Source organism: Allobosea lathyri, assembly GCF_900108245.1.
Classification (GTDB): Bacteria; Pseudomonadota; Alphaproteobacteria; order Rhizobiales; family Beijerinckiaceae; genus Allobosea; species Allobosea lathyri.
Genome location: NZ_FNUY01000002.1, coordinates 253,671 through 267,954 on the forward strand (window position 1 = coordinate 253,671; position 14,284 = coordinate 267,954).

Here is a 14,284-nt window from a genome sequence, read left to right on the forward strand (position 1 = left end):
GAGCGATCGCAGCGGGCTGATTTTTCAGGAGCGTCCGGCCAGCTTGTTCCACCAGCCGCCGCGCTTGGGGCGGTCCGGATCAGGCGGCGTCAGCACGACCGCAACCGGTTCCTCGACGACCTGTGGAGCCGGGGCCGGGACGGGCTCCGGCGCGGGTTCCGGGGTCGGTTCGGGAGCGGCGGCCTGTTCGACCGGAGCGGGCGCCGGCTCAGCGGTTTCCGCACCTTCCGTGATCGGCACGACCTTCTTGCGCGAGCGGCTGCGCTTGGGCTTCTCGGGCATGGCGACAGGCGCCTCGACCGCAGGCTCCTCGACCGCAAGTGCTTCGGCGGCGGGGACCTCGGCCACGACGGTCTCGGCGCTGTCTTCGGCAGCTTTCGCTGCTTCGGCCGCTTCGGCCGCGATATCGGCCTTCGACTTCCGGCCGCCACGACGGGGGCGCTTCGGCTTCTCGTCTTCAAGGACGGGAGCAGCCTCCTCGACCGGGGTCGGGGCGGGGGCCTCGGGCGTCGCCGTCACGGCATCATTCGCAGCAGTGTCGTTCTGCTCCTCGCCGTCCTCGTCGCCCTCTTCGTCGCCTTCGGCATCGTCGCTGCCGCCATCGAGACGCTGGCCATTGGCGTCACGCTCGCCGCCACGCCGCCGCCGACGACGGCGCCTGCGCTTGCGGCCGCCTTCGCCGCGAGCCTCGCCATCTGTCGCCTCGGGCTTGGCTTCGCTGTCGGCAACAACTGCCTCGACGGCATCGGGCTCGGCTCCGAGCGCCTCGGCCTCGGCCGCGGCGTCGAGTGCCTCGTCGTCGACGTCGATCGCAACAGCCTCGGCCTTGAAGCTCGTCGGAATGACACGCCCTTCATTGCCGACGAATTCGCCGCGCTCGACCTCGAAATAGCGGGTACCGAGCAAGGCTGCATCAACCGAGATGGTGATCGCGATGGCGAAGCGCGCCTCGAGATCGGCGAGATGGGCGCGCTTCTGATTCAGCACATAAAGCGCGACCTCCGGCCGGGTACGGACAGTCAGGTTATGCGAGGCGCTCTTGATCAGCGTCTCTTCCAGCGCGCGCAGGATCTGCAGCGCGACCGACGAAGTCGAACGCACCATGCCGGCGCCGGCGCAGTGCGCGCAGGGCACGGACGAGCTTTCGAGCACGCCGGTGCGGATGCGCTGGCGTGACATCTCAAGCAGGCCGAAGGCCGAGATGCGGCCGACCTGAATGCGGGCGCGATCGTCCTTCAGGCAATCCTTGAGCTTCTTCTCGACCGCACGGTTGTTGCGGTTCTCCTCCATGTCGATGAAATCGATCACGATGAGGCCGGCAAGGTCGCGCAAGCGCAGCTGGCGCGAGATTTCCTCGGCTGCTTCGAGATTGGTCTTGAGGGCGGTGTCCTCGATATTGTGCTCGCGGGTCGAGCGCCCGGAGTTGATGTCGATCGCCACCAGCGCTTCGGTCTGGTTGATGACGATATAGCCGCCGGACTTCAGCGTGACCGTGTTGGAGAACATCGCGTCGAGCTGGCTCTCGATGCCGAAGGCAGCAAAGAGCGGCGTCTGATCGCGATAGGCCTTCACGCTCTTGGCATGGCTCGGCATGAGCATGCGCATGAAGTCCTTGGCCTCGCGATAGGCCTCGTCGCCGGCGACGTGAACCTCGTCGATATCCTTGTTGTAGAGGTCGCGGATCGAGCGCTTGACGAGGTTGCCCTCCTCATAGACCAGCGCGGGCGCGACCGAGGCCAGCGTCAGCTCGCGCACGCTCTCCCACATCCGCATCAGATATTCGTAGTCGCGCTTGATCTCGACCTTCGTACGCGAGGCTCCCGCCGTGCGCAGGATGATGCCCATCCCCTCGGGAACCTCCAACTCGGAGGCGACTTCCTTCAGGCGCTTGCGATCTTCCGTGTTGGTGATCTTGCGCGAAATGCCGCCGCCCTTGCCGGTGTTCGGCATCAGCACCGAATAGCGGCCGGCGAGCGAGAGATAGGTGGTGAGTGCGGCGCCCTTGTTGCCGCGCTCTTCCTTGACGACCTGGACCAGGATGATCTGGCGGCGCTTGATCACCTCCTGGATCTTGTACTGGCGGCGCGAATGGCGCGGGGCGCGCTCGGGCATGTCGTCGAGGGCGTCGCCGCCGCCGAGCTGCTCGGGCTCCTCATGAGCCTCCTCGCCGTCGTCGTGGTGATCGTCGTCCTGGCCGGGCCTGCGGGCCTCTTCGCCGTCAGCCGAAACGTCGTCGGCCTGCGCCGTGTCGTCTTCGGAGGATTCGCTGTCGGAAGCCTCGCTGGCGGACGATTCCGGCCGGGTTTCGAAGGTCAGGGGCGCAGCGTTCTCGACGACGGCCTCGTCGGCCGATTCGGCCACGGCCGGAGCGAAGAACTCACCGAAGGCGGGCGCGCCCTCGTTGACCATGGCGGCTTCCTTGCCGTCGGTCTCGACCACGATGGTGGCGCCGTTCTCATCGAGCTCGGCGGTCACGGTCTCGTCGGTCGCGGCCTTCTTGGCGCGGCCGTCACGATCACCGCGCCTGCCGCGATCGCGACGTCCACCGCGCTTCTCGCGGCTGCGTTCCTCGTCACGCTCTTCCTCGCGGTCGGCGCGCGCCTCGTCGGCGAGCAGAGCCTGCCGGTCGGCGACCGGAATCTGGTAATAGTCCGGGTGAATTTCGGAGAAGGCGAGGAAGCCGTGGCGGTTGCCGCCATACTCGACGAAGGCAGCCTGGAGCGAGGGCTCCACGCGCGTGACCTTGGCGAGATAGATATTGCCGCGCAGGGGTTTGCGGCTGGCGGATTCGAAATCAAATTCCTCGATACGTGATCCGCGAACCACCACGACCCGGGTCTCTTCCGGGTGGGTGGCGTCGATAAGCATCTTGTTTGCCATAAGACGTTTCCATCGGCGCGGCGGCCGTCAGAACCCGCCGGGCTGCGGACATGTGTCCGCTGCCGCGGGCAGGGGAGCCGCGCATAGGCCGGCGCATGCCGGCATGTTGCAGGAGGGAGGGTTCAATCGAGACAGAATAGCGGCTCGGGAAACCTGGCCGGGCAAGCAGCCCGACGCAGTCCCGCAGGTATTGACGATTCACCGATGATGTATGCGGCGTCGTATGCCCCGACATCTGTCCTGACCTGCGATGGGCTTGCCAACTGACGAAGCACACCGCGTTTGCACGCTCGCGAGACCTTGCCTGGCGCCGAACTCGCGCGCCTGACACCGGCCGTCTGCGGACGATCCGTTGCGGTTGTCTTGCTGCGACCGAACCCGGTTGGGTCAGCCGCTCGGCATGCCCCGGACGCCGACGGACCCTCGGGTCCGGATGCACTCCAGAGGCGGCTACGCAAGCAACCATCTCCATTACAGACAGGTGATAGTGATTTGCAAGTCACATCGCATCGAGATCGCGCGGCAGGCGATGGGGCGCTGTTCTCCGGCTTGTGTGGCCGTGGTAACGGCCTGTTAGGATACCGTGTCACTATGGTTAAGCCTTGGTGACGACAGTACGGGAATATTCCACTGCTCCCTCACGTTCGCTTCCCCAGCGCCGGCCGCCGCCGGCCCAAGACCCAGTCGTTTTTCCGGCTGCTGGGCACGCTTGCGGTCGGGGTGACGCTGAGCATCGCCGGCGCCGCTCTGGGGCCTTCCAGCTCCAGCCTCGCTAACCCTCGGCCGCAGAGTGAATTCCCGGTCGCGACTGATGCGCGTCTCGAACAGGTCGGCGAGACAGTGCGTCTGACCATGGCCCTCTCTACCACCGTCGATGTCAGCGCGTCCGTGCTCGCGGGGCCCGATCGGGTGGTGATCGACCTGCCATCGATGAATTTTCAGGTGCAGCCGGCTGCCGCGCGCAAGAGCGCCGGTTTCGTCAGCGCCTTCCGCTTCGGGTTGTTCACGGCTGACCGGTCGCGAATCATCATTGATCTCGCGCAGCCGGCCGTCGTGACACGGGCCGAGACCCGGGCCGTTCGGGGCGGATTCGGCGAGCTTACGATCGAACTCAAGCGGGCGACGCGCGCCGAGTTCCAGGCTGCCGTCAACCGGACCCCGCAGCGCGATCCCGATGTGACCGCTGCCATTCCAACCCCTGCCAAACCGATCGGTGAAACGCGTCGCACGATTGTGATCGACCCGGGCCATGGCGGCATCGACCCCGGGGCGGTTGTGGCGTCGATTGCCGAGAAGTCGGTCGTGCTCGCCTTCGGGACGAAGCTCCGGGAGCAGCTGGAGGCAAACGGACGCTATCGCGTGGTGATGACACGGGATGGCGACCGATTCGTATCACTAGCCGAACGCGTCAAAATCGCCCGGGCGGAGGGGGCCGACCTGTTCGTCTCGATCCATGCCGATTCGCTGACGCAATCGCAGGAGGTTCGTGGCGCGACCATTTATACCGGGTCCGAGCGCGCGACCGATGCCGAATCGGCCAGGCTCGCCGCCAAGGAAAACCAGGCGGACGCTGTCGCGGGCCTCGATTCGAGTGAGGAGGTTCAGGATGTCGCCGGCATCCTGATGGATCTGGCCAAGCGGGAGACGCGGACCTTCTCGGCAGTCTTTGCCCGTAATCTCGTCGAAAAGCTCGGTGGTTCGGTGAAGATGCACAAGGTTCCGCTGCGTTCTGCGGGGTTCCGGGTGCTGAGCGCGCCCGATGTGCCTTCCGTGCTGATCGAGCTCGGTTACATGTCCAGCCCCAAGGATGCCGAACTGCTCAATTCGGTCGAATGGCGCACTCAGGCGGTCGCGGCCGTCGGGACGGCAATCGAGCATTATTTCGAGCGCGAACGGGCGCCTGGTGGCAAGGCTGCCGAGAACCGCCGCTGACGCTCGGTGGGCCACGAAAATGCATGGCGCAGATCATGCGAAATGTGGTCGCAAGGCCACGGTTCCGCCATCTCCATCATGCTATAGACCTGATTTGCGCAGCGCCTTTTCTCGGGCGCACAGGGCGGTAACAGCAAGGGCCAGGGCCTGAGATGCGGTTTATCCTGCGAATCTTTGGATGGTTGTTCGCCGCGGGCGCGATCGCCTTCGTGGTCGGCGCGGTCGTCGCTGGCGGATTCATCTGGCACTACTCCAAGGACCTGCCGGATTCCGCGCAGCTGCGGAACTACGAGCCGCCGGTGATGACCCGCGTCCATGCCGGCGACGGCAGCCTGATCGCCGAATATGCGCGCGAACGCCGGCTTTACCTGCCGATTCAGGCGGTGCCGAAGTTGATCATCGACGCCTATCTCTCGGCCGAAGACAAGAATTTCTACAAGCATATCGGCGTCGACCCCGAGGGGCTCGTGCGCGCCGCGATCAGCAACTTCCGCAACCGCTCGGCCGGCCGCCGTCCGCAGGGCGCGTCCACGATCACCCAACAGGTGGCGAAGAACTTCCTCGTCGGCTCCGAGCAGAACTACGAACGCAAGATTCGCGAGGCGCTGGTCGCGCTACGCATCGAGTCGACCTACTCCAAGGACAAGATCCTCGAGCTCTATCTGAACGAGATCTACCTTGGCGCGCCGGCGCCGGGGCAGGGCAGCTATGGCATCGCGGCCGCGGCACTGAACTATTTTGGCAAGTCGGTCCATGAGCTCAACCTGCAGGAGGCAGCCTATCTCGCCGCCCTGCCGAAGGCGCCGACCGACCTGCATCCGTTCCGGAACCGCGAGCGCGCGATCGAACGTCGCAATTACGTCATCGACCGGATGGTGGAGAACGGCTTCGTCAAGCGCGAGGCGGGCGATCTCGCCAAGAAGCAGCCGCTGGGCGTCAACCCGCGCACGGTTTCGCCGAACAACATCGCTGCCGGCTATTTCGCCGAAGAGATCCGTCGCGAATTGCAGGATCGTTATGGCGAGAAGAAGCTGCTTGAAGGCGGGCTGTCGGTGCGTGCCACCGTCGATCCCAAGATCCAGCTCATGGCCCGCAAGGCGCTCGTCGATGGTCTGGTGCGCTTCGACGAGGCGCGCGGCTGGCGCGGCGCGATCCAGAAGCTCGACCTGAGCGCCCGCGATTGGGGGCTGGCCATCGGCGAATTGCCGGTGCTCGGCGACGTCGCGCCCTGGCGTCTGGCTGTCGTGCTCGACGTGTCCGGTGATACCGCGCGGCTCGGCATGCATCCGCTGCGCGAGAATTCCGGCCAGCTCAAAAGCGACCGCGAAACCGCGACGCTGTCGGGCGAGGGCATCAAATGGACGCGTCGCTCGCGCGTCTCGCAGGCGGTTTCCGTCGGCGACGTCGTTTATGTCGAGCCGATCGACAGCAGGCCGGGCCAGGTTCGCCTGAGGCAGCTGCCGGAGGTCAACGGCGCCATCACGGTCATGGACCCGTTCTCGGGCCGTGTTCTCGCGATGGTCGGCGGCTTCTCGCATGATCAGTCGGAGTTCAATCGCTCGACGCAGGCGCTGCGTCAGCCCGGCTCCTCGTTCAAGCCCTTCGTCTATGCGACGGCGCTCGACAATGGCTACACGCCGTCGAGCATCGTGCTGGATGCGCCGATCGAGATCGATCAGGGCGGCGGCCTCGGCATGTGGCGGCCGGAAAACTATGACGGCAAGTCGACCGGGCCGCGCACGCTGCGCTACGGCATCCAGTTCTCGAAGAACCTGATGACGGTGCGGCTCGCCAAGGATGTCGGCATGCCGCTGATCGCGGAATATGCCCGTCGTTTCGGCGTCTATGACGACATGCAGCCAGTGCTTTCGATGGCGCTGGGCGCCGGCGAAACCACCGTCATGCGCATGACGGCGGGCTATGCCATGCTCGTCAACGGCGGGAAGCGGATCCGGCCGACGCTGATCGACCGCATCCAGGATCGCTGGGGCGCGACCATCTTCCGCCATGACCAGCGCGTCTGCGAAGGCTGCAATGCCGACAAATGGGCCGACCAGCGCGAGCCGCGTCTCGTCGACAATCGCGACCAGGTGCTCGATCCGCTGACCGCCTACCAGATGGTCTCCATCCTCGAGGGCGTGGTCCAGAACGGTACCGCGACTGTGGTCAAGGCCGTCGGCAAGCCCGTCGGCGGCAAGACCGGCACCACCAACGACGCCAAGGATGTCTGGTTCGTCGGCTTCTCTCCCGATCTTGCCGTTGGCGTCTATATGGGCTTCGACAAGCCGAAGTCGCTGGGCACCTCGGCGACGGCCGGTCAATACGCTGCGCCGATCTTCCGCGATTTCATGATCGCGGCGCTGAAGGACAAGCCGGCCACGCCGTTCCGCGTGCCCGCAGGCATCAAGCTGATCCGTGTCGATCCCCGGACCGGGATGCGCTCGGGCGGCGAGGGCGGTATCCTCGAAGCGTTCAAGCCGGGTACGGCACCGCCCGACAGCTATTCGGTCATCGGCGCGGCCGGCGACGGCAGCACACCGCTCAGCGTCTCGCCGGGCGGCGGGGGACGTGGCGTCGGTTCCGGTACCGGCGGCTTGTACTAACTCGCCTGATCGATCCGGGGCGGCGTTCTGCTCCCCGGAATTTGCCTCTGTCTTGAATTTGCCTGCATCTCCTGGCGAGGCGAAACGGCGGCCGCGCGCTCAGGCGTTTACACGCGGCGTTTTCATCCCTATCTCAGCGCTCCGGCAGAAGCCGCCGCCAACGAGGGCATTTCACGAATCATGCGTCCTGAAATCCAGACCCAGCTCGACAACGCCAAGCAGTCGATTGGACTGCTGAGGAGGCATCTTTGACTGGGATGTCGCGCAACGCCGCCTCGCGGAACTGAACGCCCTCTCTGAGGGACCCGATTTCTGGAACGATGCCGAGACCGCGCAGAAGCTCATGCGCGAACGCACCTCGCTCGAGGACCAGATCAACGGCATTAACAAGCTCGAGCGCGATCTCGATGATGCCCTGACCCTGATCGAACTCGGCGAGATGGAAGAGGATGCCGCCTCCATCACCGAGGGTGAGGTCGCGATCAAGGCTGTCGAAGTCGAGGCCGCCAGACGGCAGGTCGAGACCCTGCTCTCGGGCGAAGCCGACATGCTCGACACCTATCTCGAAATTCACCCGGGCGCTGGCGGTACCGAGAGCCAGGACTGGGCCGAGATGCTGCTGCGCATGTATCGGCGCTGGGGCGAACGTCGCAAGCTCAAGGTCGAGACGCTCGAATATCAGGATGGCGACACCGCCGGCATCAAGTCGGCGACGCTGCAGTTCAAGGGCCATAATGCCTATGGCTGGCTGAAGACGGAATCGGGCGTGCACCGGCTGGTGCGCATCTCGCCATTCGACTCCAATGCCCGGCGGCAGACCTCCTTTGCGTCGGTCTGGGTCTATCCGGTGGTCGACGATCGCATCGTCATCGACATCAACGAGTCGGATTGCCGGATCGACACCTATCGCGCGCAGGGCGCGGGTGGGCAGCACATCAACACGACCGATTCGGCCGTGCGCATCACCCATATCCCGAGCGGCATCGCGGTCTCCTGCCAGCAGGAGCGTTCACAGCACAAGAACCGGGCCAAGGCCTGGGACATGCTGCGGGCGCGGCTTTATGAGGTCGAGCTCAAGAAGCGCGAAGACAAGGCGAATGCCGAGCAAGCGGCCAAAAGCGATATCGGGTGGGGCCACCAGATCCGCTCCTATGTGCTGCAGCCCTATCAGCTGGTGAAGGATCTGCGTACGGGCGTGAGCTCGACGGCGCCGTCCGAGGTGCTCGACGGGGCGCTGGATCCGTTCATGGAGGCCTCGCTGGCCCAGCGCGTCTACGGTACCGAAGTCGAGGTCGAGGATATCGACTGAGCCAATGATGGCGGCAATCAGTGCATCGCCGCCAGCTTGCTGCCCGCACGCAGGAAGCGTGTCGGGTCCAGCGGCTGATCGTTGATCCGGGTCTCATAGTGCAGATGCGGGCCGGTGGACCGGCCCGTCGTGCCGACGCGCCCCACAACCGTACCCGTCGTCACGTTCTGGCCCGAAGAGACGCTGATCGCCGACATATGGGCGTAGCGGGTGGTGATGCCGCCGGCATGCTCGATCTCGACCATATTGCCATAACCGCCCGAATATTCCGCCGTCACGACCTTGCCCGGCGCGGTGGCCCGGATCGGCGAACCGGTCTCGGCGCGGAAATCGACGCCTGTGTGCATGGCGGGGCCACGGGTGAACGGGTCGACGCGATAGCCGAAATTCGAGGTGAAATCGTTCTCGCCAGCCATGGGGCGGGCGAGCGGCAGTTGTTCGATCACTCCGCGCAGCCGCGTCACGGCGGCTATGCGGGGCTGAAGCGCGCTGAGAGTGGCCTCGAACGGGCCGGCCGAAGCATCGACCTTGAAGGGAACGAAGGGGCCGCCAACGCCAGATGCCACGCCCGCCTCAACCGCGAAACGATCCGTGTCGATACCCGTTTCGGAAAGGGCTCCGCGCAGACGCTTCTGGGTCTCGGACAGGTTTTCGTCGATCTCCTTGAGCACGGCGATCTGCGCCCCGGAGGTCCGGGTGATATGCCGGTCGAGGCGGCTCAGCGCAGCATCGACGCGTTCGGCAGGAGGCTTGGGTTCAGCCTCACCCGACTGCCATGGCGCGGCTTTTTCGCCGACGCCACGCAGCGATGGCGAATCGGGCGCTGGCATTGGTTTGGTCGGCATGATCGGCGCGAAGCTGGTGACGCCCGAGGCTCTGACCGGTTCCTCGGGCTTGATCATCCGGGCGCGCAGCGAGCCCTTGCCGGCCATCGCGAGGCCGCCTGATTGCAGCGTGTCGGCCAGGGCGGTGACGAGGGATTGCCGCGATTCGAGTTCCGCCTGACGCGTCGCCAACTCGTCGACGCGGGCCTCGACACCATCCTGGTCGAGCAAAGCGCGGCTGGCGAGGCGATCGACATCGGCGCGCAGCGAGGCGATCCGGTCTTCATAGGCGTATTGCCGGGTGGTTTCCCGAGCAATCAGATGCGCCGCCAGATCGTCCTTGCTGAGGATGTACCAGCCGGCAGTGCCGCTGCAGGCCGTCGTCAGCGCCAGCCACGACAGTCCGGCAAACACAGTCGACCGGCGGATCGTGTAGGTTTTGTGCGTGGCCAGGCCCGTCACCGGGAGGGCGGGGCCTGTCGAGGCTTGCTGTGTCATTACGCGGGACCGGTTGTTACGCTGCCGATCCCGCCAATAGAGGCTGTTAAGGTTAATCTTTCGCAAATCGCCTGGTGAAGGCAGCCGTTGCTTTACAGATCCCTGGCGGCGGCAAGCACCTCCTCGGCATGGCCCGCAACCTTCACCTTGGGCCAGATGCGCGCGATCCTGCCGTCGGGGTCGATCAGGAAAGTGCTCCGCTCCACGCCCATATACCTGCGGCCATACATGCTCTTCTCGACCCAGATGCCATAGGCCTGCAGCATCGCCAGCGTCTCGTCGGCCACTAGCGGGAAGTCGAGCCCGTATTTCTGCTTGAACTTGTCATGGCGCTTCGCCGGATCGGGCGAAACTCCGATGATATCGGTGTTTGCGGCGGCGAAATCCCCACGCAATCCGTTGAAGGCAATGGCTTCCTGGGTGCAGCCGGGGGTGTCGTCCTTCGGATAGGCATAGAGCACGACCTTGCGGCCCCGCAGCTGCGACAATGACAACGTGCCGCCGCCGTCGCGAGGCAATGTGAAGTCGGGGGCGGGATCGCCTTGGTTTAACGCCATGTTCTGCCTTCCTTTTGTCGCCTTCGGGCTTCATGCACCCGCGCTGAGCCGCTCGGCAGCCCGATGCGGGTAACAGGACGGTTCCGGCGCTTGCCGAATCGGTTCGCCAGGCCACATCGACATGCATGCCGAGTCTTTGCCGATAACGGCAAGGGACTGCCTTCCGCCGTCTAAACCAGATACGCTTCACTCGCCCGAGAGGATCAAGCAGGCCTTGGTGGATCACGACGCACAGAACGCGGCCGCGGCGAAGGTTTTGCCCGCGACCCCGGCGGAACCCGCATGCGACGTGGCGGCTGTGAAACGGCGCGCGAAAGCGGGGCTGGTCACCATGGTCGTGGCGGTCGTCGTCGCCGTCGTGACATTGGCGGGTGCTGCCGCGACGCTGCTGGTTACCGGACTGATTCCCCTGTCGGGCCTGGAAGGCCGGATCACCGCGGCAATCGAGGAACGGCTCGGACGCGACTGGAAGGTCGAGGCCGCCGCTGCCGAGCTTGGCCGTATAGACGGGCATTCGCAGCTCAGGGTCAGGCAGGTTTCCTTCCGCCACATCAGCGGTGCCACGATCAGGGCGCCGGAAGCGATCCTGGGCTACGAGCCGTTGGCGCTCCTACGTGGCGAGATCAGGCTGGTCTCGGTGGATTTGCGCGGCGTCAACGTCCGGCTTGGCGTCAACAAGGACGGTGCCCTGGTCGTGAACGCGGACTCGGCCCCGGCCGAGACGCCTGCGCCGGCGGTGGTGCCCGACACGGCCCAGTGGAATGCGTTTACCGGAATCATGAGCGCCGTCTCGACCCTGGCACAGGGCGACGGGCTGTTGGGCGCGCTCGAAACCGCAGGCATGAATGGCGCCCGGCTGTCGCTGGTCGACCCTGAGGGGCGCGTGAAGGCCGGTTTCGAGGATGTCGAGATCCGGCTCACGCGCACCGGCGAGCGCGGCACGCGTCTGAGCATGAAGGGACGTACCGGCCAACGCTGGAAGGAAATGGCAATCGATCTGTCCAGCGAGGCGGACGGAACCCAGCGCGCCGACATCGATATCGTGCGCTTCGAGCCGGCCGAGATTGTCGCGCTGGCCTTCGGAACGGGGGGCATCTCGATCGACGGGCTGCCCGTGAAGGGCAAGGCCAGCCTCAAACTGCTTCCGAACGGAAAGAAGACCATCGCTGCACAGATTGACGTGCTTCCGGGAACCGTTCGCTTTCCCGACAGCCCGATCCCGCCTCTTCTCGTCGATTCCGCCCATCTGGAGCTCGAGAGCAGCGATGATCTCACCGTGCTGGAGGTCCGCCGTGGCGACATCCATGCCGGCGCGACGCGTCTGTCGGGGACCGGCAGCCTGCGCGAGGATAATGGTGCCTGGCGCATGAACATCGACGCTGGCGGCCAATTGGCCGGGCTCGACAGCGACCCGCCAATCGTCCTCGACAGCATCAAGGGCAATGTCAAAATCGATCCGCGCGCCAATGAAGTCACGATCGACTCCATGTCCCTGCGGGGACCGGCGATCACGGTCGACGGCACCGGCTTCATTCAACGCGTTAGCGATTCGCCGCTGCAGCGCTTTTCGATCAGGGCGGTCGATTCCGATCCACGCGCCATCCTCGCCGTCTGGCCGCGCTGGACCTCGCCGGACGTCCACGGCTCCCTGTCGCGCCAGTTCGTCAGCGGCCGCGTCGGGGCCCTGCAGGTCGACCTCGATCTGCCAGCCGAAGACCACGCCCGCCTGCTGAAGGGCGCCGGCATACCCGACAAGGCGCTCTCGGTTGTCGTCGATGCCACCCAGGTGCGTTTCCTGCCCGGTCCCGGGCTCCCTCCGCTGATCGATGCGTCCGTTTCGGGCAGGACCACCGGGCGAACCGTCCAGCTCGCGATCACCAAGGCAACGGCCGATCTTGGCAGCGGGCGGCAGCTTCAGCTGAGCGAAGGCAGCTTCGAGGTCGCCGAGACCTGGATGCCGCGCGCCACCTCGCATGTCGCATTCAGATCGACCGGCTCGATGGAATCGCTGGCCGCCCTGTTCGCCTTTCCGGCGTTGAAGGATTTCGCCCAAAGCCAGATCGATCCGGCTGCCATTCGCGGCGCAAGCGACCTGAAGACCACGTTGACCCTGCCGCTCGTCGACGATCCCAGGCCTGGCGAAATTATCGTGAACAGCAGCGGCACCCTGTCCGGCGTCGCGTCCGACACACTTCTCGGCACCGAGAAGCTGGATAGTGGCGCGCTCACGGTGAATTTCGACCGCAACGGTCTCGTCGTGCGCGGCGAGGCAAAGGTCGGCGGCGACAAGAGCCAGGTTGAAATCCGCCAGAACCCCAAAGGGCAGGGCGAGGCGACGTTACAATTTGTGCTCGACAATGCGAGCCGCCAGAGGCGGGGGCTTGGTCCTGAGACGGGGATCACCGGCGCGATCCCGGTCAAGGTCGTCAAGGCGCTCGGCAAGGGCGCGGACGCGCCGCCCAGGGTCGAACTCGACCTGACGAAGGCGGCGCTCGACGGCACGTTTCCCGGCCTGAACAAGCCGGCCGGCCGCGCTGGACGCGCCAGCTTCAACTATATCGCCGATCCCAATGGCCCCGATCTCGAGGATTTCCTGCTCGACGCGGCGCCCATCCTGATCCGCGGCAGGATCGAACTGACCAAGCAGAACGGGTTCGACGGTGCCAGCCTGTCTCAAGTCCGGCTTTCACCTGGCGACAACCTCAAGGTTGAAGTCAGGCGCGATGGCAATCTGACGAAGCTCACCATTCGCGGCGCGGTCGCCGATGCGCGACCCTTCATTCGCGACCTCCAGCAGAGTAGCTCCGGCCCGCAAGCGCGCGGCGACAAGAACGCGGCTCGCGGCGGCGATTTCGATGCCGATCTCGACGTGCCTATCCTGACCGGCTTCAACAACGAGGCCATCACCAATGCGACGCTGAAGCTCTCCAAGCGCGGCGGCGAGGTGCGTTCGCTGGCGTTCCAGGGCCGCATCGGCAAGGCAGACGTCACAGCCCGGCAAGCCCGGCAGGGGGACGGCCCGGGTCAGCTCACGGTGCAGTCCGAAAATGGCGGGTCGCTGCTGCGCTTCGTCGATCTCTATCGAAAGGCCCATGGCGGCGATCTCATCCTGACCATGGGACCCGGCGAAACCCGGCAGAGTGGCGATCTCCTGTTCCGTAATTTCATGGTGCGCGACGAGCCGGCGCTGCGTCGGGTCGTAGGCGATCAATCCGCATCGGCGCTCGCGGGCGATCGTGCCGCCAATGCGCCGGTGCAGCAGATCGACGTCAACGAGGTGGCCTTCACCAAGCTCAAGGCCGAGTTCACACGCTCGGCGAGCCGGCTCGACGTGTCGGAGATGGTGATCTGGGGGCAGCAGCTCGGCTTCAGCCTGCAGGGCAATGTCGACTATGGGCGCGACCGCGTCGATATCGGCGGCACATTCGTGCCGGGATACGCGTTCAACAACGCCTTCGCGCAGGTGCCGGTCGTCGGCGCGCTGCTCGGCGGCGGCAGTCAATATGGTGGGCTGTTTGCGGTGAATTTCCGGATTTCGGGTTCCGCGAGCGCGCCGACGATGACGATCAATCCGCTCTCGGCGATCGCGCCGGGCATCCTGCGTCGCTTCGTCGACCCGCTCGGCGGGGCTCCTGCGCAGCGGCCGATCCAGCCCGGCCAGCCGCCGCTGCGCTGAACCGC

At 65.5% G+C, this 14,284-nt stretch carries 7 protein-coding genes; 4 read left to right on the forward strand and 3 right to left on the reverse strand.

Annotated features, from left to right (window positions below; translation table 11 throughout):
* Positions 1–24 precede the first annotated feature (24 nt).
* Positions 25–2,880, reverse strand: coding sequence for an Rne/Rng family ribonuclease (locus C4S73_RS05565; RefSeq protein WP_103871485.1), 2,856 nt, complete (start codon positions 2,878–2,880; stop codon positions 25–27).
* 840 nt (positions 2,881–3,720) lie between these two features.
* On the opposite strand from C4S73_RS05565, the gene C4S73_RS05570 reads away from it, so the two are divergent.
* The 3 genes from C4S73_RS05570 (at position 3,721) to prfB (ending at position 8,724) form a co-directional block, all read left to right on the forward strand.
* Positions 3,721–4,812, forward strand: a complete 1,092-nt coding sequence (locus C4S73_RS05570; protein WP_342210564.1) for an N-acetylmuramoyl-L-alanine amidase — start codon at positions 3,721–3,723, stop codon at positions 4,810–4,812.
* A 152-nt stretch (positions 4,813–4,964) separates the two neighbouring features.
* A complete protein-coding gene (locus C4S73_RS05575) occupies positions 4,965–7,415 on the forward strand; it encodes a penicillin-binding protein 1A (protein WP_103871487.1) in 2,451 nt (816 codons plus the stop codon).
* Positions 7,416–7,595: 180 nt separating this feature from the next.
* A protein-coding gene (prfB, locus tag C4S73_RS05580) for a peptide chain release factor 2 (protein ID WP_103871488.1) occupies positions 7,596–8,724 on the forward strand; the annotation gives its coding sequence in 2 pieces (ribosomal slippage) (positions 7,596–7,664 and positions 7,666–8,724; 1,128 coding nt in all).
* Positions 8,725–8,741: 17 nt separating this feature from the next.
* Here the strand turns inward: prfB and C4S73_RS05585 are convergent.
* Both C4S73_RS05585 and C4S73_RS05590 read right to left on the reverse strand, forming a co-directional pair.
* Positions 8,742–10,046 (reverse strand): peptidoglycan DD-metalloendopeptidase family protein, encoded by a 1,305-nt coding sequence (locus tag C4S73_RS05585; RefSeq protein WP_103871489.1) that lies wholly within the window; start codon positions 10,044–10,046, stop codon positions 8,742–8,744.
* A gap of 92 nt (positions 10,047–10,138) precedes the next feature.
* Positions 10,139–10,603: a peroxiredoxin gene (locus C4S73_RS05590; RefSeq protein ID WP_103871490.1), complete on the reverse strand. Its 465-nt coding sequence runs from the start codon at positions 10,601–10,603 to the stop codon at positions 10,139–10,141.
* 289 nt (positions 10,604–10,892) lie between these two features.
* Here C4S73_RS05590 and C4S73_RS05595 point away from each other — a divergent pair, with 289 nt between their 5' ends.
* Positions 10,893–14,279 (forward strand): hypothetical protein, encoded by a 3,387-nt coding sequence (locus C4S73_RS05595; protein ID WP_146071284.1) that lies wholly within the window; start codon positions 10,893–10,895, stop codon positions 14,277–14,279.
* Positions 14,280–14,284 lie beyond the last annotated feature (5 nt).

What these genes read in the sequence shown, in the direction of transcription:
- C4S73_RS05565 (WP_103871485.1), bottom strand. Translation starts at nt 2,880, where the DNA reads ATGGCAAACAAGATGCTTATCGACGCCACCCACCCGGAAGAGACCCGG.
- C4S73_RS05590 (WP_103871490.1), bottom strand. Translation starts at nt 10,603, where the DNA reads ATGGCGTTAAACCAAGGCGATCCCGCCCCCGACTTCACATTGCCTCGC.
- C4S73_RS05585 (WP_103871489.1), bottom strand. Translation starts at nt 10,046, where the DNA reads ATGACACAGCAAGCCTCGACAGGCCCCGCCCTCCCGGTGACGGGCCTG.
- C4S73_RS05575 (WP_103871487.1), top strand. Translation starts at nt 4,965, where the DNA reads ATGCGGTTTATCCTGCGAATCTTTGGATGGTTGTTCGCCGCGGGCGCG.